17 protein-coding genes and 1 riboswitch are annotated in these 19,926 nt (G+C 67.8%); of the genes, 5 read left to right on the top strand and 12 right to left on the bottom strand.

Going from position 1 to position 19,926, the window contains the following annotated elements; all coding sequences use genetic code 11:
• Nucleotides 1–436 precede the first annotated feature (436 nt).
• Together ASG23_RS13460 and ASG23_RS13455 are read left to right on the top strand one after the other, a co-directional pair.
• Nucleotides 437–1,177 carry a hypothetical protein gene (locus ASG23_RS13460; protein ID WP_056025757.1) on the top strand — a complete coding sequence of 247 codons (741 nt, stop codon included), beginning with the start codon at nt 437–439 and terminating at the stop codon, nt 1,175–1,177.
• Between the two features lie 257 nt (nt 1,178–1,434).
• Nucleotides 1,435–2,349: a DUF6615 family protein gene (locus ASG23_RS13455; RefSeq protein ID WP_157465659.1), complete on the top strand. Its 915-nt coding sequence runs from the start codon at nt 1,435–1,437 to the stop codon at nt 2,347–2,349.
• 179 nt (nt 2,350–2,528) lie between these two features.
• On the opposite strand, the gene ASG23_RS20890 is transcribed toward ASG23_RS13455, so the two are convergent.
• A complete protein-coding gene (locus ASG23_RS20890) occupies nt 2,529–3,101 on the bottom strand; it encodes a GNAT family N-acetyltransferase (RefSeq protein ID WP_442856817.1) in 573 nt (190 codons plus the stop codon).
• A 571-nt stretch (nt 3,102–3,672) separates the two neighbouring features.
• On the opposite strand from ASG23_RS20890, the gene ASG23_RS13450 reads away from it, so the two are divergent.
• Nucleotides 3,673–4,692 carry a DUF2971 domain-containing protein gene (locus tag ASG23_RS13450; protein WP_082516173.1) on the top strand — a complete coding sequence of 340 codons (1,020 nt, stop codon included), beginning with the start codon at nt 3,673–3,675 and terminating at the stop codon, nt 4,690–4,692.
• Nucleotides 4,693–5,765: 1,073 nt separating this feature from the next.
• Here ASG23_RS13450 and ASG23_RS13445 read toward each other — a convergent pair.
• Both ASG23_RS13445 and ASG23_RS13440 read right to left on the bottom strand, forming a co-directional pair.
• Entirely contained in the window at nt 5,766–7,850 is a 2,085-nt protein-coding gene (locus ASG23_RS13445; protein WP_056025753.1) for a competence protein CoiA family protein, read from the bottom strand.
• Nucleotides 7,851–7,901: 51 nt separating this feature from the next.
• Nucleotides 7,902–9,479, bottom strand: a complete 1,578-nt coding sequence (locus ASG23_RS13440; protein ID WP_082516172.1) for an exonuclease domain-containing protein — start codon at nt 9,477–9,479, stop codon at nt 7,902–7,904.
• Nucleotides 9,480–9,708: 229 nt separating this feature from the next.
• Between ASG23_RS13440 and ASG23_RS13435 the strand changes: the two genes are divergently transcribed.
• A complete protein-coding gene (locus ASG23_RS13435; protein WP_056025749.1) occupies nt 9,709–9,978 on the top strand; it encodes a hypothetical protein in 270 nt (89 codons plus the stop codon).
• 107 nt (nt 9,979–10,085) lie between these two features.
• On the opposite strand, the gene ASG23_RS19945 is transcribed toward ASG23_RS13435, so the two are convergent.
• From ASG23_RS19945 to ASG23_RS13390, 9 genes are all read right to left on the bottom strand, one after another.
• Entirely contained in the window at nt 10,086–10,556 is a 471-nt protein-coding gene (locus tag ASG23_RS19945) for a PIN domain-containing protein (RefSeq protein WP_157465658.1), read from the bottom strand.
• A complete protein-coding gene (locus ASG23_RS13425; protein WP_056025746.1) occupies nt 10,553–11,731 on the bottom strand; it encodes a hypothetical protein in 1,179 nt (392 codons plus the stop codon). Before ASG23_RS13425 ends, ASG23_RS19945 begins: the two co-directional genes overlap by 4 nt.
• 419 nt (nt 11,732–12,150) lie before the next feature.
• Entirely contained in the window at nt 12,151–13,515 is a 1,365-nt protein-coding gene (locus ASG23_RS13420) for a M23 family metallopeptidase (RefSeq protein ID WP_235521098.1), read from the bottom strand.
• A 414-nt stretch (nt 13,516–13,929) separates the two neighbouring features.
• Complete coding sequence (locus ASG23_RS13415; protein WP_082516232.1) at nt 13,930–14,283, bottom strand: metal-sensitive transcriptional regulator; 354 nt, start codon at nt 14,281–14,283, stop codon at nt 13,930–13,932.
• 80 nt (nt 14,284–14,363) lie between these two features.
• Nucleotides 14,364–14,666 carry a YHS domain-containing protein gene (locus tag ASG23_RS13410; protein ID WP_056025741.1) on the bottom strand — a complete coding sequence of 101 codons (303 nt, stop codon included), beginning with the start codon at nt 14,664–14,666 and terminating at the stop codon, nt 14,364–14,366.
• A 45-nt stretch (nt 14,667–14,711) separates the two neighbouring features.
• Entirely contained in the window at nt 14,712–16,982 is a 2,271-nt protein-coding gene (locus ASG23_RS13405) for a heavy metal translocating P-type ATPase (protein ID WP_056025739.1), read from the bottom strand.
• Nucleotides 16,983–17,021: 39 nt separating this feature from the next.
• Nucleotides 17,022–17,975, bottom strand: a complete 954-nt coding sequence (locus tag ASG23_RS13400; RefSeq protein ID WP_056025737.1) for a hypothetical protein — start codon at nt 17,973–17,975, stop codon at nt 17,022–17,024.
• Entirely contained in the window at nt 17,975–18,184 is a 210-nt protein-coding gene (locus tag ASG23_RS13395; RefSeq protein WP_056025735.1) for a heavy-metal-associated domain-containing protein, read from the bottom strand. Before ASG23_RS13395 ends, ASG23_RS13400 begins: the two co-directional genes overlap by 1 nt.
• Nucleotides 18,185–18,507: 323 nt before the next feature.
• Nucleotides 18,508–18,765, bottom strand: coding sequence for a hypothetical protein (locus ASG23_RS13390; protein ID WP_056025733.1), 258 nt, complete (start codon nt 18,763–18,765; stop codon nt 18,508–18,510).
• Nucleotides 18,766–18,936: 171 nt separating this feature from the next.
• A riboswitch (cyclic di-AMP (ydaO/yuaA leader) is annotated at nt 18,937–19,089 on the top strand.
• Between the two features lie 274 nt (nt 19,090–19,363).
• Between ASG23_RS13390 and ASG23_RS13385 the strand changes: the two genes are divergently transcribed.
• Nucleotides 19,364–19,879, top strand: a complete 516-nt coding sequence (locus tag ASG23_RS13385) for a C40 family peptidase (protein ID WP_327019471.1) — start codon at nt 19,364–19,366, stop codon at nt 19,877–19,879.
• Nucleotides 19,880–19,926: the final 47 nt, after the last annotated feature.

The following is a 19,926-nucleotide window of genomic DNA, read 5'->3' as shown; positions in this document are numbered from 1 at the left end:
AATCACGAGCCCTTCACGGCGCTCGCCAGTCAGTGCCAAGTGCCCGTCGATCTCGAGGAGCCCCCACGCGGACGGCTTGCCACGCTTCGGTGCGAGTTGGTGCGAGTTGGTGCGCAACGATGGGCACCGCACGCCAACAGGTGTCGCGTCGGCGATGTAGGTGAGTCGCTCACCGGCCAGGTGACCGTGGTCCAGTCGTCGGCGAGGGTCCGCACTGTTCTCGATCGTGACGCTCTGAGTGTGGAGCGCGATCGGGCCGACTTCGAGGGCGGCGCCGTAGGCGTCGATGTTCATCGTCCCCCGACGCAGGAGCATCGCATCCAGGGCACTAGCGCCTCGCGCAACTGCTGCAGCATCGCCCGTCACGGTCGACCGCACGCTTGCGGTCGAGCGGTGCGCAACGTCGGGCGACCAGTGCCGCGAGTACCGTCCGAGCATGACGGACACCGCCGCGGCGCCCCTCAACGCCATCCTGTTCCTCGTCGGGAGCCGCGAGCCATTGCGGTACGGCCTCACTTGGCGGGTCTGGTCGGCGGGTACGTCGTTCTACATCAAGACCCGTGAGCCTGGTCTGGCCGAGTCGAAGGTCTCCCTCCACGGCCCCGATCCGCGGCACGCGCGACCCGGCTTCAAGTTCGGCCGTGATACGTCGGTTGTCGGCCGGCCGGCCGCCGCTGTCAACACCGGCGATCCGCTGCCCTGGTGGTTCCCGGGGAAGGACGACGCCAACAACCTCACCCACGCGATCCGTATCTGCGTCCCAGCTGACACCCTTGTGGGAGGAACACCGAACGGTGGTGAGCCCGGCACTGTTCGCAGCCGGATGTTCGCAGGACTGCTTGAAGCACCACCCGCAGGCTCGAGCGCAATGCTCGACTTGTACGTCAGCCCAGGGCCTCCCGAGTTCCCCAACCATCAGCAGCTCGATCAACTCCACGCGCTCCATGGACCGGTCGTGAACACCGCTGGTCAGTACCTGTCCGGGGTAACACGGATCGTCCCCGACGATCGACTCGACCTGTCCCACCTCCAGAGGGATACGCCGGAACCGGAGTCGCCGGCAGACGCTGCCCGCGGCGTTCAGGTCGCCATCGACGGAGACGGTGTCTTGTGGCTCGTCGAGCGCGTTCTCTCAAAGGCTTGGCTCGGCCAGGGCGCCAGCAGGGTGCGCGACTGAAACCTCGATGTCGAGAGGCGAAGCCCGCATCCCATGGCCGTGGGCCCCGGGCATGCGCACCATCAGACGTCGCGACCCTTACCTAGCACGCACGCGTGCCGTCCGGGCGCCTCGGCGGCTGGATTCATCTTCAGGTCTGTCCAACACCGTTGAGGAAAGAGAGGATCACAAACGTGGACTCCTCAACCCTGCTCTGGTTGCGGATCATTCAAGCGCACGCTCCTCGCGAACTAGCGCCCCTTGCGCGAGCGCTGGCCATGAGCGCGATCGGGACTGGCGACCGGATCTCGGCCGGCGAGAGCGTCGGTGTACGGCAATCGGAAGAGACGATCACCGAGCTCGTGTTGCTCGAACTGGCCCAGACCGTGCCCGGCCTCCGCATCCGAACCCTCAAGCACTCTGAGGAGACAGCGGAAGGCGCGGACTGGGAGTGGTGGATCGAAGGGACCGGCGGGTGGTTCCACTTTCTCGTTCAGGCGAAGCGGATCCACTGGAAGTCCGACGGGACAGGAACGTACGACCTTGGCTACCGCCCGCGGGCCAGGCGCGGCGATCCGCCGCGTTTACGCCAGATCGACACGCTCCTAGATACCGCCAGGACAACGGGAACTCCTGCGATCTACGCGCTCTATAACCAGGCGGACTCCGCGGGCCCTTACTCCCAGACTTCGTGCTTCTGCGCCCCCGCGCTTCCGGCTGGAATCGACGGGGTGACCGCGATCGCCGCGTCGACCGCCCGACGGTTGCTCGACGCTCCCGGGGTGTCGAACGCTCCTATAAATCTCCAGGCAGTGCGGCCCTACGCTGCCCCTTGGTCGTGCCTTGCGACATGCTTCGGACGTGGAGGCGGCATGGGCATCGGATGGTGGCCGCACGCGCCCTGGAATGATGGCCCGGCTGAGCCCGGCGGCCCGGACGGCGACGCCGCCGCCGCTGCTGCGTCATTCGTCGCAAGCCTGTCGCTGCGAACGGAACCCCGCGCGGACTTCCGGGCCGATTCGTTGGACGACATATCGCTAGTGAGCGACGGCTTCCGACGCGAGCCGCCACCGTACGTGCCCCTGGTCAGCGGAGACGAGCTCCACCCGTCGAACCAGCTCCCCCACCCCCTCGCACGGCAGGGGCGAGCGCCACGGTTCGTGGTCGCGCAGTACCGCTCAGTCGACCAGTGAGCGCGAACGGGGCTGCCAAGAGCGCGGGGACTCCCCAGCACGCCAACCAGATGGAGGGCATCACGCGATCATCCGGTCGTCGACATGGCAAGCGGCTGGCCGGGCCAGATTCCAGGTCCGTTCAACACTCATCGCCGGCCCACTCCGGGCGCGACGGCGGAGACTTGCCCGCTTGAGTGTCAAACGTCAGCGACCCACGATTCGACGCACTCAACGCATCGGTGGTGAGGGTCAGGTCCTGTTGTCGGGGGGTCTTGGTGGATCAGACCGGCGGGGCTGAAACCAGCGCGCTCAAGCATGCGCTTGCTCGCGAGGTTCTTTGGGTGAACTCGAGCGAACACGCCCACGCTCTCATTTAATCGAGATCGCATCTCGGCGGCGACGCGCAGAGCCTCATCCATCAACTCATCCCCGTAGCGCGACTTGCCATGCCGCAATCGCTGCGCGAGTGCCGCGATCGGGATCGTTAGGCCAAAGTCACCATGGCTCGCCGACGTGACATGGACTACCGCTGCGAGGCCGTCGCCATCAAAGGCGAGGCGGATGCGTTCCCCGTTCTGCGCAGGCGGCTTCATACTCCGCACGGTTGCCTGCGCGTCCAGTTCCCACTGCCGCGGGTGGTACCGCCGTCGCCGGATCGGAATCCACGTGGCCCGGTCGGGCGAAGTGCAGACAAATGCCTTCAGGGCTCCGCGGTCGTCGCGTCGAGCGTCACGCCATGTGAGGGTTGAACTCTCCGCCGCTTCGGCCACGTGCGTCCGCTCCACTGATGTGACGCGCAGCGAGCCGCTCCGCCAGAACTCGCCGCTCCTGCTCAGACACGGGGCCGGCCACGGCGCGCATGTACCTCTTTGCGCGTATCGACCGCTCGCCAACGGTCAGGCCGTCGTCGCCGCGTCCGGCCCGATCGTTCGGCTTGGATCGCCGCAGCGCACGCATGAGGATCACCCTTCCTACGGTCGGCGCGTCCATGAGGGACCGCGGCTGGTTCCTGATCAGACTAGCGCCGGGCCTGCATCGTCCCCGGCTGAAATCGCGGACGATCCGATCACATTCCCATTGAGTTGGTTCGAGGCCTGCGCGGATGAGCGTGAGCCCGCCGCTCTGATGGGTCGGGCCGGAGTCCGCCGTCGGTGACGTGCTCACCGGCGCGACTGCGGTCGCCGGCGACAAGCCTTGGGTTCGACACGTCACACTGTCGATCAATAGCGAAGCGATAGTCGGCACGGCGACGTGGACACGTAGAAGTTCCCGAGCCTGCCGCCACAACATGTCCGGCCCGCTTCTACCTCGCTTCGCTGACCGCACGCATACGCTCACGCCATGAGCGTCAAGGAGCCCAGCGTTCGGGTCCCATCGGTCGTTCGCCCGGCCGAAGGAACGGTGTTCCACTACACCTCAGCCGACGGCCTCGTCGGGATCGTGCAAAACGAGGAGCTCTGGGTCGGCGAAGCGACTGGGCTGAACGACACAGCCGAGATCCGCCAGGGCTGGGACCACGTCCGGCGATGGCTCGCGAAGCGGGCGGAAGTCGAAGCTGCCGTCGATCTGATGAATCTCGCGGAGCGGCCGATCTGGCGGGCTCCTGACACGTTTGTGCTGTGTGGGTCGACGCGCGGTGACGATGCCAACCAGTGGCGTCTCTACGGCGACGGTGGGCGCGGGTACGCCGTCGGACTCGACAGCCGAGTGCCGCTCGTCGCGCTCTCCCGTAAGGACATCTCGGAACCAGATCCAGAGGTAGAGCGCGCAGTTCCGCGTGTCAGCAAGTCCGGAACGATCCATCTCGGTCGGATGCTGAGGGACTCCTGCACCGTGACGCCGTGGCTGCACGTGCTCTACGACCCGGACGAGATCGACCGTGCTCTTGCCGAACTCGTGTCGGACTTCACAGACGAGGAAACTCAGCGCCGCAGCGAGCCGATGGACGAGGAGGAATCATCTGAGTCCTGGCAGATGCTTCAGAGCGCAATGTACGAGCGCCTTTCGGTGATCGCGCAGCTTATCAAGGCGCCTGGATTCTCCGGTGAGAACGAGGTCCGCGTGATCGCAACTTTCCTCAGCAACCACCATCAGCGGTTCCGGGGCGGCCGATACGGGGTGGTGCGCTACGTACCGGTTACCGGCGGGAAACATGCTCAGGGCAAAGTGATGTGGGCCCACAAAGCCTCCGAGCTTGCCGTCGCCCCCGACTGGCGTATTAAGCCGTCGCTGCCGATCACGTCGGTCCGAATGGGCCCGCTTTTGCACCCAGAGAACAACCGGGAGGCAATCGAGGTATTGCTGGCACGGCACGGCCATAAGAATGCTGCGGTCGAGCCGTCAGACGTCCCGCTCCGCTAATACGATGGCCCCCGATCTTGCAGGGGCGCGGTCATCGGGGCCAGCGAGGAGCTCAGCAACCACCGCCGCCCCATGCGTCCACTCGTTTGACGCGACTCGTTCGCATCGACCGAGCTAGCCAACGGCGGAACATCCACGTGAAGACGAGCCGCGGCGGCCGTACCTAGCGACTCAGGCCCCCAATCACGCCTCGAACCCGTCACGAGCGGCTCTCCTCAATCCAAACAAGCGAGCAGACGGACTCCGAAACGGGGGCAGGAGCGTGCCCGCCTTCCACCTCGAGCCGATCCAACAGACGGACGACGTCGTCAAGTCGGCCCTCGCGACGTGCGTCCACGGCCGTGATGGCATAGACATTGATCTACCGGAGGGGTGTTGCGACGTGCACTGTGTTGGACGTGGATCCTGACGCCGGTGCCGCTGGCGGTGCTCACGCCCGCCGAGCTGTTCGATCGTTAGGCCCGACGCCTGTCGCGCCTCCGGAGGCTCTGGAACGCGCCTCGGCACTCGACACATTGGCCGCCCACCATGAAGCGGGGCACCCGGTAGCAAGTGTGATGCGCGGCGGATCGTCATTCATCTCGGCCGAGGTCGACCTTGGACTGGGCACTGGCAGGTCTGTGTGGGAGTGCGAACCCTGGGACAACGCGTTCATCCACTACGCGGGACCCTGGCCGCAGAGCCGTCACCTCTGGCGTAGCCCCCGACGGACGAGGAAGCGGAGGACGAGCTCGGCTGCACCTGAAGGACTACATCTCGGGTGCGCTGCTCGCCCACCGCATGACGCTGAGGACTTGGCTTCGTGAGTCAAGGGCTTCGTCGAGGTTCGGACCGCTCGTCGTTCCGCACGCCGCTGAAGATGAGATCTGGGATGACGAACTCGACGTCGTTCGGGGGACCGATCCAAGAAGTCGCCCACGCCGTGCTCACCGGGCGATCCGTGACAGATCCATGGATCCGGGCGCTCGTGCATTGGGCGTGGAGACAGCAGTCGGCATGATCGCTCGCTTGACTTGGACCGTCCGCGGCCCGTCCTGCTGAAACGCCTCGTTCGCGGATTGGGTTGGCGCTCCCTACATGCCGGCTCTGGCGGCTCGCGCCCACGGCTCGCAGCCTGCGTGGTAGGGCCCGTCACCGTCGAGCGGGTACGCACACCCTTTGCATGTCCGAGTTCGCGTCCGGCTGCTGCGCGTGGTTGGTGCGGCTGATCCGCACCCGATGTGGGTGTCACTGCTGACAGCGAGCTCGGCCGCCAACGGGTGCCCGCAGGTGCGACATCGCGCCACGGGCGCAGGGCTGGGTCGACCAGTCGGCCGCGTAGGTGCGATCACAGCGGCTGGTGGTGGTGGCTGCTTGTCGAGTGCGAGGAGCGAGTCTTGAACGGCCACGAGCCGCAGCGGAAGCGCACCGAGGTACCCCTGCCGCATCAGCACCTGCAGCCAGCTGGCGAGCGTGCCGTGGAACAGATCCTTGTGGGTGATGGTCAACTGGTCGCTGACGGCACGCTCGAGCGCGGCGACGGGAACGGCCCGCGTGATCGCACCCCGGTCCAGCAACGTCAGCACCACGATCGCGCGCCAGTTCTCATCGCTGGCCTCGATCCCGCTCGCGGTCATGGTCCCGGTGGTGCGCACGATCTTCGGGATGCCCCCGCACCGTTCGATCAGCACTGCTTTGTGCGGGGAACGTCGCCAGGCCGCATCTAAAGTCTGTGCGCGGCGCAGAGCGGCTTCCTGCTGCGCGACGGCAGCCCGCTGCGCCACACCGGCACGCCTTGCCAGCTCGACGTCTGGCGTAGTCACGGTGAACGCCCCGGCGAGCTGGGGGTCAAGGCGCACATGCCCGAGCTCGTGCAGCCGAACGATCCAAGAATGCACGAGGGTCGTCGCGGTGCTGTCGTGCTTGATGTCGCACGTCGAGAGCGCCCTTACGCAGTCCTCGACCGAGGCGCACTCCCCGACGTGACGAAGCATCACAGTCCCGTAGATGGCCGATTGCCAGTGCTGACGGTGCGCACGAATGCCCGCACCCGTCTTTGTGGGCAGGTCCAGGTGGTCCGGGATCATCCCTCCGTGCGCGGCGAGCACGTTTGCACGCATGCCTGAGCGCTCCCAGTCCCGCGTCTGGCGCTCCTGGGTCGCCTGGGCGGCGGCGTCCAGCCGGCGGCGACGTTCGGCCTGCTGCCGGTCTCGCCGTTGCCGTTCCTGCTCGGCTGTCGCGGCTGCCGCGACGCGTCGCTGGTTCTCCTGGGTGGCGAGCTCGATTCGTCGTCGTTCGTCCTCGGCGGCTTTCACGGCAGCGGCAGCACGGTCCGCTTCGAAGCGCTCTCGTTCGACCAGCAGAGCCACCTCGTACTTGCGCTGCTGCACCGCCAGGGTGTCCAGGCGTGGGCTGCGTACACCGTTCGATGTCAGCGTGACGCTGTCGAGCGGTTCGATCCACAATCGCACCGCTGGTGTATCGCTGGTGGGCGGCACGACGAACGCTGCCCCGTTCGCGGTTTTGACGGTGTACGGGATGGCGACCTGACGGGTGGTCGGGTTGAGCCACAGCACGTTGGCACCGGTGTCGAGCACGGTCCGCTGCACCGCGTTGAGGGTGACCACCTCTCCGGTCACGTTCATGTGCACCCCGGTGTGCCCGAAGAACCACACAGCCACGACGCCGGCGGTGCCGTAGTCGGTGGTGCGGGTCTGCCACGAGTGGTGGGTGTCGATGGCGTCCAGCGCCGCGTACTGCACTTCGAGGGCGACGCGGTGCTGGTCGGGGAGCGTCACCATGACGTCCGCGACACGTGAGCGGGCGACGTCCAGGGCGGCCTCAGCGACGGTGACGAACTCGGGGTGCACTCGGGCGAGCCAGTCGATCAGGGCTTGCTTGCCCTGCCGGTGGAACAGCGACTCGTCGCTGTGGTTCCCGCCTGTCTTGTGCTTGAACCCGTCACGACGGGTCCGGCGCGCGACCGTCGTGAACTCAGGGCTGGTGCAGTCCGGCAGGAAGCAGCGAAGGTGGGCGACGGTGTATTGCTTCATCGCCTTAGCGGTGTTGTCCTCGAGGTACACCAACGGCCCGCCGAGGTTGTCCTTGCGGGCCGCGTACACGAGGCGGGTCTCCCCGTTGGTAAACGCGGCGATCAGGCTTGCGCTGTGCCCCGTCACCTCGGGGTCTGCAAGTTCCTCAGGCGGGGCGCACTAGCGACATACGACGATTCAGTGTCGCGGCTGAACATGGCGCAACAGCTCGACAAAGTCGCGGTGGGTTACGACCCGCGTTCCGATCTCGGCAGCCTTGGTCGCCTTGCCGCTGGGCTGGCCGTCCGAGACAAGGAGGGCGGTGAAGCGCGAGACATTGCTCATGACGATGACCCCGCGCTCGCCGGCGATCGATTCAAGCTTGTCGCGGGTGTCGGGGTCGCCTCCGGTGAGTGCGACCTTGTCTCCGACGCGTAGAGGTTCGCCGAATGCCCACCCGTCGGGCAGAGGCTCGAGGCTCGCCGACAGGGCAGCAAGGCGCTGCGCGCTGGCCGCGTCGATGAGGTCGGGGATCGTGTCGGGGTCGACGTTGAGCTCGAGCGCGATGCGTCGGATCTCGTCGCGCTCGGCGGTGGTGATCTTGGAGTCGGCGAGGGCGAGGTGAGCCATGAGGTTCACGACGATGGCGTGCGCTGAGGTCACCGTGTCTTCGTCGAGCTCGTACACCGCGGCGATGTCGGCCAGTGCGGCTGCTTCGTCGGCGTCCAGGACGCCGTCCTCGAGCACCTCGACCAGCTTCTCGACGTAGACCTCGAAGTTCTCTGGGGCGTTGCTGTACTTGACCTTCGACAGGTCGAGGTTGCCGAGCAACGAAACCAGTGCGGGCGCCGGCGGGCGCGCGATCATGCGGTCGCGACGGGTAGTTGGGGGGCGTACTTGCTCGGCCGCCCGGGGTGCACGAGTGGCTCCGGTCGGCCAGACGAGGGCTGCGGCCTGGACAGGCGCTTCGGCCAGGTCGGGGTGGGCAGGGCTGCGTCGCAACCAGTCCGCGAACATCGATGCGGTCGCGCGGGCGTCTCCGAGCGCTGAGTGAGCGGCCGTCAGTCGAATGCCGGACGCTGCACAGCAGTCTGCTAGGCGTCGTCGGTCGAGGCTCGGCAGGTAGTGCCAGCTCGCCTTGAGGGTGCACAAGGTGGGAACGAAGGGCATCTCCCAGCCCGCCCGCTGGTACTCGGCGCGCACGAACGCGATGTCGAACGACGCGTTGTGTGCCACGACCACGGTGCCTGCAAGTCGCTGATTGACCTCCGTGACGAGGCTCGCGAAGAGGGGCGCGTCTTTGACGTCGTCGCTGGTGATGCCGTGGATGTGCGTCGCACCAACCGGTCCCTGTGGATTGAACCGAGTGACCCAGTCGTCGACGACCGCACCGTTGGCATCTAGGCGGACTATGGCGAGCTCGACGATGCGGTCCGCTCGTGGAGAGAGCCCCGTGGTCTCGACGTCGAGAACCGAGTACACAGCGCGACGGTGGGAGTTGTCCGTGCTGATGCTCGCGTCCTTCGAGCCGAAGAGCCTCGAGAAGATCCCCATGTGGTCATGCCTTCCGCGATGGGCCGCCAGACGGCGACCCAGATGTATCGGCAGAACGGCGTGACTACTGGACTGCGAAGCGCCTCGACCCGCAGCGTCACACGGATGAGCGACAAACCCTAGGCACGCCGGCTGCTGCTCACGGGTGAAGATCACGGGCCTCGAATGCCACCCTGTCCCGGAGGAAGACGCTTTGCTCATCTCGCTGAAGGGGCAGAGCAAGGAATGTCACCGCCGAGCTGCTCAGTCGCTGTGGCTCGGTCGGCTCCGCTCGAACCTGCCGGCCATGCCCCGGCGCGAGCGCCATATCGCTGTTCCATGACACGCGATCGAGTTCGATCGTCGGAGAACGCGCGCGTGTCACATGGACGGTTGTCCAATAAGCCGTGGCATCGTCTGCCGGGCTTACCCAAGAGCCGTAGAGCACGCCCCGTGAACGCCCAGGAGAACCATGACTACCAATGTCGACCAGTTCGAGTCCGAGATCATCAGCGCACCGCGTGACACCAAGCGCATGCGCGCGATTCGGGTCGACGACGAACTCTGGCAGGCAGCCCAAGATGCTCTTGCCCAGACTCCGGACCCGGCGGACCCATCGAGCAAACTCAACGTCTCCCGCTACACCCGGATCGCCCTTGCAGCCCTCGTCGCGGACCCCGAGCGCTGCATGTGGATGCTGAATCTGTACGGGCACGAGTACGCCCGCGACCGCCGGGGCTGATCTGAAGTACCGCCGGTTCAAACGGCGTCCTCGTCGGCCCGAGGACGTTTTGCTGGCGGGGGTTCAGGCGCACTCGCTGATGTACGCGGGACCTCCGGCCGGTCCTCTCACGGTGGAGCATCCGGACTGTTGCTCTCCGCTGCGTCGATGAGTGCGGCGAACTCTGCGTTGCTGAGGGCTCTCAGCCCGAACTCCTCCGCCTTGGCCCGCACCGCGTTGTCTGCCGTGACGACGGTCCACTCCGGCGCGTCCAGATACTGGCTGTCCTCGTCCTGACCGTTCAGCGCGCACGCCACGACGAGGGGGTCGGCGTTGCCGCGGTTCGCGTACAGGTCGACCAGCGCCGTGTCATCCGCGGGGACTGTCGCCATGACCTTGACAAGCCATCGGAGGACCGCAGCGGTCGTCGGGTAGGCGTTCTCTCGAAGCGTGGTGATATCGGGGAAACCCTGAGCCTCGTGCAGGACCTCGCTCGGAATGCGTGCGCTCTCCCGGAAGAACGAACTGGATCGCCGGGGCCGCCCGAGTTGGCTGAGCGAGTTGGTGTCGACTACGTACCTCGCTCCGAAGTCGTTCATCGCACTGCCCTCCTCAGGTCGTCGATCTGGTGGGGCTTGAGGTAGTTCAGACAGACCGCGCGGCAGAACTCGCGTGGGGTGATGCTTCTCGCATCCAAGGCGTGCAGCATCCGCCTCGATAACTCGCCGCCGGCGTACTTGCGGACGGCGTTCTCGGGCCTGATCGGGCTCATCCCGCCCTTGTCCGGCCGCCTGGCGAACTCGGCGCGGAGTTCGTCGAGGTGGGACCGGGCGGTTTCCCCACCGATGAGCCCCAGGCGCATCGCGCGGACAGCCACCGCGCTCGGCGTGACCTTGAACTGCTCGGCTGCCGCCTTCATGTCGTCTAGCGACGTCGGCGCGATCTCCCGGAACCGACCTGAAGGCATGAGCATCGCACCTGCGGTGTCGTACTCGCGCCCGAGCCCGGTCCGCGTGCTCTCCGCGTCCCACGTCACGGGGGCGAACACCCTACGGGCGACGAGGACGGCCATGAGGGCGAGGGTGAAGAGAGTGCGGCCCACGGGCTCCTGGTGGTCGCCGTGGTCCCCGCCGGCGAGGAAGATGAACGGGACCTTGCTGTCCCTGATCGTTATGCCGCTGAAGTTCACGTGCGTGAGGCGCTGCGGCATGTAGTGCTGGACGCTGCGGGAGACCAGCACCTGGTTGGCCTCCAGTCGCTTGATCATTAGCTCCAGCGCCTTCTCCTTCGTCCGGCACTCCCATACCTCGGCGTGGGGCAGCCCGAGGGCACCCATGAGCCTGACGGCGTCCGCGTCGGCCGATTCGCCGGGCTTGCGCAGCATCCCGACGATCTTGTTTCGCGCGAGTGAGCCATCGTGCCGCTTGAGCAGTTCCTGCTTGCGGATCAGGTCCTTGACGATCAGCTCGACGTCCCGGAGCTCCACTTTCTCGCGGGACCCGATCTGGAACGTCTCCTTGCTCACCCCGGCAAGCAGCTTTTCCGTCTTCGTCAGCACTTGCGCCTCGACGAGGGAGAGCGGCGCGAAGAAAAGGGAGTAGGGGATGTCGCCTTTTCGAGCGAGGTACTTGAGGGTCGGGAACTTGATCGATCCCGATTCGAGGGCGCGCTCGTAGTTGACGTACGTGCCTGCGACGGAGTTGCCGAGCAACGTCGAGAACACAGCGGCGTCGATCGGGACGGCGGTGCCGTCCAAGAGGACGTCAATGGTCACAGCTCGACACTCCGCTCGCGCCTCGCTCGGGCCTGTAGCTCCCTGGCCGAAGCAGGTGTTCGCCTCGTCCGCGTCGAGATCCTCGGGTCATGGCTCGAGGATCGCAGAGCGACGACCGATCGGGGCTGACTTGCCAAGCTCCGCGGATCGGCGCCGGTCGACTGCCGCACCCTCGCTTCCTCGGCCGTGCCCGTGCTGTTCTGCACTACGCAAACGGTGGCGAGGCAAGATCCGATGGCTCAATGGCTCCGGACTTGTTCTTCGCTGCGACTTTCGGCCGGTCTCGGCGCCCGGACTCGACCCGACGAGATGTCCAGAGCAACGCCAAAGGCCCGAACGTCAGTCACCTCCGCGACGGAGCAGTTGCCTGCTAGCCCGCGCGAGGTGGTGCTTCTGAAGACGAGCCGTCGGGCTGCCGCTCAGCGGCCAAGGAGTGGTCGTGGATTCACGGTCGCACCGTTCACGTAGACCTCGAAGTGCAAATGGCATGCGCCAGACAGCCCGGTGTTGCCGGAGTAGCCGATGAGCTGCCCGCGTGAGACGTCCTGTCCGGCTCGAACGACCGAGCGGGTCAGGTGGTTGGAACTGCTCATGACGGCATTTCCCTGAACGGTGCCGTAGTCGAGCATGACCTGGTTGCCGAAGCCGTTGCGCCACTGCGACCACAGCACGGTTGCGTCGCGCGGGGCGTACAGCGGCGTGTTGCACCCGGTGCGGAGGTCGATACCAGCGTGCAGGCGCACATAGCCCAGGATCGGGTGCAGTCGCATCCCGTACTCGGAGGTCACGTACATCGGGTTGATCGACGTCGGGTTGGTGAACATCGCTCCGGATACGGAGCCGGACGATGGCGGCGCCGGAGCCGGAGCAGGTGCTGGTGGTGGCGGTTCCCGGCCCGCTGCTTCGGCCGCGGCACGCGCTGCGGCGTCGGCGGCGGCACGCGCGGCAGCCTCGGCGGCCCGTGCCGCCGCCTCGGCGGCTTCGCGGGCGGCTCGTTGCTCGGCGATGATCGCGACGAGCTCGCGCTCGATAGCGGCGCGCTGGGCGTCGACCTCGGCCTGCTCGGCCTCCGCCTGTGCCTTGAGCGACGCGATCGCGTCCTGCTTGGCGCTCTGGTCGGCGATGAGCTGGTTGATCTCGTCCTCGCGGGCCTGGGCCACTCGCCGGGCCTCGTCGGCAGCAACGACGTTGGCCTCCGCCTGCTCCTTCAGCTCACTGACCCGGTCGGCGACCGCGCCCAGACGGGTCTCGCTGTTGCGATTGTTCGCGTCGACCTGGCGCAGCTCGTCCAGGACTCGCGCCTGAGTGCGCAGGGCCGAGTCAACGAGGCGGGCGTTGTCGAGGAAGTCGGTGGCGTCCTCGGCGTCGAGCATCACGTCCAAGGGCGAGACCCCCGGTGCACCGCGGTAGGCCTCCCGAGCCATCGCCCCCACGGCCGCGCGAAGCTCCTCCTCGTCGGCACGATCCGCGGCGATGGTGGCGATCAGGCTCCCTCGCAGATCCGTCGCATCCTGGAGCCGACTGGCGACCGCGACTGCCTCACGCTGGGTGGCCTCCAGCGCCACGCGAGCCTCGTCGAGCTCCGCCTGCGCCGCGGGCAGACGCGCCTGCGTCGCCTCAAGCTCGAGCGCGGCTTGGCCGAGGTCGCTGCTGAGGCCCTCGATGGACGCTTCCAGCTCCTCCGCCCGTCTGTCGGCCGCGCTGCTGCGCCGTTCAGCCTCGGCGCGGCGGTCGTCGATGCCGTCTGCGTAGCTGGCCCCTCCCGTACTCGTCACCGTGATCACGGCGGCGAGGCAGATGGCGCCCGCCCGGCGCCGCAGAAGAGTGGTCCGCGCCACCGATCTGGGCGTCGGCCTGAACGGGGCCGGCGTACCGCGAGAGAACATCGCCATGTGCGTGACGGCCGATTCGGGGACAGGTCGGTGTGGTGCGGCCGTGGGCAGGTTACGCGCGGGTAGCAACGTGGCCGGTCCGACACGCGTGCGAATCGGCGGGACCACTCGGGTTCGATGGCTCGGCGCCGCCGGTCTACCCGTGCTGAGCGCGCATGTCGTCGTCGACGAGGGCTCCTTCAACGACGGCCTCGCCGGGCGGATCCTCGACCAGCCGCAGGAGTGCGCCGCGACCCATTTCGACGTCGCCGTCGAACACTCCACGTCAGTCAGCAGCAGCAGGGTAGTGGGTGGCGTGTCCTGCGCTCAGGAGCGAACGAGGCGGGCGATCGCCGCGGAAGCCTCGGTGAGCTTGTCCTCGGCGACCTCGCCGCCGGTGCGGGCGGCATCGACGACGCAGTGGCGCAGGTGGTCGTCCAGGAGCGCCAGGGCGACGCCCTCCAGCGCCTTGGTGACGGCGGAGACCTGGGTGAGGATGTCGATGCAGTACTGCTCTTCGTCGACCATGCGGCTGATGCCGCGGGCCTGACCCTCGATGCGCTTCAGCCGGGCAAGATACTTGGCCTTGTCGCTGATGTAGCCGTGGTGGCTGTGCACGTCGTGCGCGTCAGTGGTGGTGCTGTGGTCCGACTGCTCGTGCTGCCCCGGCTCAGTGCTCATGATCGCCATGGTGGCATCTCCCTTGTTGGGTGCGGGGCCCTGCGCGCGTGCTCGCACGCCCGCGTGCCCCGCAGCGGCGTTCAGGCCGCGGTGACGTACTTGTCGGGGTCGGCGTCGAACATCGGCCCGCACCCAGCACAGCAGAACCAGTACCGCTCGCCCTGGTAGTCGCGGAACAGGCCGGCGGCCTCGGCGACGGCCTTGACGACGGTGCTCCCCGCCATCACCGGGCAAGTCGTGACGTCGTCACCAGTGGGCGCGAGCAGGTTGGGCTGCGAGGTGCCGCTGTGGCAGCTACTCGCCTGCGCCGGGGCGGGCGTCGTGGACGCGGAGTGGCCGCAGCAGCTGGCGTCGGCGGTCGCGTTCTCAATCTGGTGCGTCATGGTGTTACTTCTCCTTCTGGGTGGGTACTGCGGTCGGTGGGTGGCTCAGTTCGCGGTGCTGCGAAAGCCGCGCAGGCGCAGGCTGTTGCCGACGACGAAGACGCTGGAGAACGCCATTGCCGCGCCGGCAAGCATCGGGTTGAGCATCCCCAGGGCCGCGACGGGGATGGCCGCGACGTTGTAGGCGAACGCCCAGAACAGGTTCGTCTTGATGGTTCCGAGCGTGCTGCGCGAGAGCCGGATCGCATCGGGTGCGCTGCGCAGGTCGCCGCGCACGAGCGTGATGTCGGAGGCCTCGATTGCCACGTCGGTGCCGGTGCCCATGGCCAGGCCGAGGTCGGCCTGGGCGAGGGCGGGTGCGTCGTTGACGCCGTCGCCGACCATCGCCACGACCTTGCCCTGCGACTGCAGGCGGGTTACGACGTCGACCTTGCCCTGGGGCAGGACCTCGGCGATGACCTGCTCGATGCCGACCTCGGCGGCGATCTGTCGGGCGACCGCCTCGTTGTCACCGGTGAGCAGCACGGGGGTCAGGCCGAGCTCCTTGAGCTGGGCGATCGCCTCGGCGCTCGTCGCCCTGACGGTGTCGGCCACCATGAGCAGGCCACGGGCCCGGCCGTCCCAGCCGACCGCGACGACAGTCTTGCCCTGGTGCTCGGCGCGGGTCTTGGCCTGCGCGAGGTCGTCGCTGAGGTACTGCGACCACTCGGCAAGCAGCGAGGTGCGACCCACGAGGACCGCGTGCCCGTCGACGATGCCCTGCACGCCCATGCCTTCGACGTTGGCGAAGTCCTCGAGCGTCGGCAGGGCGCCGATCTCCTGGGTGGCGCCCTTGGCGATCGCCTGGGCGATCGGGTGCTCGGAGGCGTCCTCGAGGGCCCCGGCCAGACGCAGCAGCTCGCCGCGGTCGGTGCCGGGCTCGACGACGACATCGACGAGGGTCATCTTCCCGGTGGTGACGGTGCCGGTCTTGTCCAGCACGATCGTGTCGACCTTGCGCGTCGACTCCAGCACCTCGGGGCCCTTGATGAGGATGCCCATCTGGGCCCCGCGGCCGGTGCCGACCAGCAGCGCGGTCGGGGTGGCCAGGCCCAGGGCGCAGGGGCAGGCGATCACCAGCACGGCGACGGCTGCGGTGAAGGCCGCGGTGACCGGGAAGCCGGCCCCCAGCCAGGCGCCGAGCGCGACGACGGAGATGGCGATGACGATCGGCACGAACACCCCGGAGATGCGGTCGGCCAGGCGCTGGACCTCAGCCTTGCCGGTCTGGGCGTCCTCGACGAGCTTGGCCATCTGCGCCAGCTGGGTGTCCGACCCGACACGGGTGGCCCGCACGACCAGCCGGCCGCCGGCGTTAACCGTCGCGCCGGTGACGGTGTCGCCCTCGGCGACCTCGACCGGCACGGACTCACCGGTCAGCATCGACGCGTCCACTGCGGAGGTGCCCGAGACCACGACGCCGTCGGTCGCGATCTTCTGCCCCGGCCGCACGACGAACTCGTCGCCGGGTGCCAGGTCCTCGATCGGGATCTTCGTCTCGATGCCGCCGCGCAGCACCGAGACCTCCTTGGCGCCCAGCTCGAGCAGCGCACGGAGCGCCGCCCCGGCCTGACGCTTGGAGCGCTTCTCGAAGTAGCGGCCGGCGAGGATGAACATCGTGACGCCGGCTGCGACCTCGAGGTAGATGTTCGAGGCACCGTCGGACGGGGCGAGGGTGAACTCGAACGGGTGCCTCATCCCCGGGGTGCCGGCAGTGCCGAGGAACAGCGCGTACAGCGACCAGAGGAACGCCGCGCCAGTGCCCAGCGAGATGAGCGTGTCCATCGTGGCAGTGCCGTGCTTGAGGTTGGTCCACGCCGCCTTGTGGAACGGCCAGGCCGCCCACACGATCACCGGCGCGGCCAGCGCGAGCGAGGCCCACTGCCAGTACGTGAACTGCAGCGCCGGGATCATCGCCATCGCGATGACCGGCACGGAAAGCGTCACGGCGCCAACCAGGCGGTGACGCAGCGACGTGAGCTCGCGGTCCTCGGCGGAGCCCTCACCCGAGGCCACGCCGGCGCCAGTGTCGGGCTTCTTCGGCGCGGGCAGCGCCGCCGTGTACCCGGTCTTCTCCACCTCGGCGATCAGCTGCGCGGGGTCGTACCCCTCGGGGACGGTGACCTTGGCCTTCTCGGTGGCGTAGTTGACCGTCGCCGCGACCCCGTCGAGCTTGTTTAGCTTCTTCTCGATCCGCATCGCGCAGGAGGCGCAGGTCATCCCGCCGATCTCCAGCTCGACGCTCGTCCCCGTCGACGGGGGCGCTGTGGTGCTCATCAGCACGTTCCTTCCAGCTCGTGCGAGCCGACCCGTGGGTCAGTGCCCGCTGGAGTCCATGTCGGTCATCTGGCCGCTCGTGCCGTCGCCGACGGCCGCGTCCAGGACGAACCGGGCGGTGTGGACCTGCCCGTCGACCTGGAAGTCCAGGTAGAGCAGGTAGCGGCCCGGTGTGGGCGCCTGGGTCGCGAAGGTGATCGAGGGGCCCGCTGTCTCGCCGGGCTGCGGCTCGTCGCCCTCGGCGTGCACGTGCAGGTACCCCAGGTCCCCCTCCCGCAGGGCGACCAGGTGGCCGAATGCCCCCAGGTAGGGCTGCAGGGTCGTCACGGGCTTGCCGTCGCGAGCGAGGGAGACCGTCAGCTCGGTCGTCGATCCCGCGACCAGGTCACCGGTGATCGTCGCATCGAAGCCGTCCACGCTGTGGGTGGTCATGACCTCGTGCGACGTCGCCGCGGTGAACGGTCCGCTGACCTCGACCGTGCGGGTCAGCGTGACGTTGGTGTCCTCCTCGTCGGCAGGCACGAAGTCGGCGAACACTCGGTAGGCACCGGCCGCATCCCAGCTCCACGGCAACGACCAGGTCCCGCTCGAGCGGTCCAGCTCAGGGTGCACGTGCTTGTACCGCGTACCGTCCGAGCGGACCACGATCAGGTGCAGTTCCTTGTCGTGCGAGGTGGTGAACGTGCTCACCGGGTCGCCGTCGTCGTCGAGGACCCGGAACGACAGCTCGCCCTGCTCCTCCACGCTCGCCGGCACCTCCACCGGCGAGAGCATGAACCCGTCCTGGGCCAGACCCAGTCCGCGAAGCCCCTCGGCGGACGTCGATACCTCACCGTGCTCCCGCGCGGGCGCCTCACCATGCTCCTGCGCGGTCGACGCCTGCCAGTCTGCTGCCGCGTCGTCAGGCGCGACTGCCGTCGCGATCGCGAACGCGCCGCCGAAGGCCAGCACGAGCCCTGCCCCGTAGGCGGAGAGTCGTCCAGCTGCGTTCATCAGGCTCGCACCGCCGAGTACCCGGCCTCGTCGACCGCTGCGAGAACTGCCGCGTCGACGACCTGGCCAGAACTGGTCACGACCAGCTTGCCGGTGTGCGCGCTGACCTCGATGCCGGTGACGTTCGGCACCTGGCCGACCTCCTCGCGGATCGACATCTCGCAGTGCGCGCACGTCATCCCGGTCACCTGGAACTCGGTCGTCGTCATGTCGCTCCTATGCTTGGGATACCCCCGGTGGGTATCTGCCTGCTCCAAGGCTATACCCCCCCTGGGTATTCCCGACGCACAGGAGCGGTCGGCGGATCATCGTCGGCAGCGCAGCGCGGCGACGCCGTGCGGCCTGCGTCACGGCGGGAATGCCGGCATGTGGCACGGGTCAGGGCGATACGCCCCGGGGGTATCCGCCGATCGCCTGCCGGATCGTGAGTGGCACATCACGGCGACCGTCCGGAAACGATCGCGGTCTCAAGAAGGGTCAGCGCGCCACTTGGGTACGGCCACCCATCGCTTCGGCATGGCGAGACGTCGGGTCAGTCCTCGTTGGACGGTGCAATCGCTTCGTCGCTGTGCTCGATGCGTGCTCCCGGTGGCGCGTCAGCTTCCTCGAGACGCCAGATCAACTCGCCTACGGTCTTTCGCAGGGCCGCCACCTGCTCATGATTGTGGCTGTCGTAGTCGTCCTCGGCTGCGTGCGCTTCGAACGTCCGCAGGTACGCGCGGAGTCCAGCGCGCAGCAGCATCAAGTCAGCGCCAGACAGGTTGATGCGGTGCATCTGGTGCCGGTCCACCCGGCGAGGTTACGTCTCGCGCGCACCAGTCAGCACTCCGCATGCGTATCGCTGAAAGCCATGAAGGTTCGATGAAGTCTTGCGGCCGACGGCCCAGTGCGAGCAGAGCGCTGCCTAGGATCAGGCGGTCGGCGACCGCCGACACACCTGCAGCTGGGCGCCGAGCCCTGCCACCACTGCAGGCCCGCAACAGAAATGGCAGGGACGGGGGAACCAAGAACGTGGACGCCGAATCGGCGTCCTTGGGGTGAAGCCAGCACGTCTGGCCGGGCGACTCTCTCCCGAACCCGACAGCTCACCTCGAAGGCGTCAGGGAGGCTTCATGCTCGCTCGCTCCGCCGCGCGCCACCGCGCCACCGGCCGCTCGTTGACCGCACTTGATGACATCGCCGCAGCGTCGGCCGAAGGGATGGCGACGGCCGGTCGTCGCTCGGCGGCGGCCGTGCTCACGTCCGGACTCGTGGTCTCCATGGCTGGGACCCCAAGCCATGCGGCCCAGAGCACCGAATCAGCATGGGCCTTCGGGTCGGTGGACACCGCTGCGCTGACCGAGCCTGCACGTGCCGCACTCGCGTCCCAGGTGGTCGTCCCTACGGACGTGGCTTGGACCTTCGAAGCGCCGGCCGTCACCGCGGTCGCGCCCCCACCGCCACCCGCGCCGGCGGCTCCCGCCCCTGCTTCGCGGTCGCGCGAACGGGCGGCCACCGCGGCGCCCGCTGACTCGACGGTCGCAACGCCGGCCGAGGCACCCGCGCCCGCCATCGCGGTCCCGGCAAGCGCAAACGGCAATGCGATCGTCGAGATCGGTATGCGGTACGTCGGAGTTCCCTATGTGGCAGGCGGCACGACGCCGGACGGCTTCGACTGCTCCGGCTTCACGTCCTACGTCTTTGCTCAGGTAGGCATCTCCCTGCCGCGCACCTCCTCGGCACAGCGCAACGCCGGCACGGTCGTATCCCGGGCGGACGCTCAGCCGGGGGACCTGATCTGGTCGCCGGGCCACATCTCGATCTACATCGGAGACAACCTTCAGATCGACTCGCCGCGTCCGGGCAAGACGATCCAGGTGCGAGAGATCTGGCAGTCGAGCCCGACCTTCATCCGGGTCGGCTGACGCCGGTTGACTCGTCAGCACACTAGAGAAACCGGTTGGGCATGAAG

The sequence above is a fragment of the Cellulomonas sp. Leaf395 genome (assembly GCF_001424125.1).
GTDB lineage: Bacteria > Actinomycetota > Actinomycetes > Actinomycetales > Cellulomonadaceae > Cellulomonas.
Note: the sequence above shows the minus strand (reverse complement) of the source record. Positions and strands in the feature narration are given on the sequence as shown.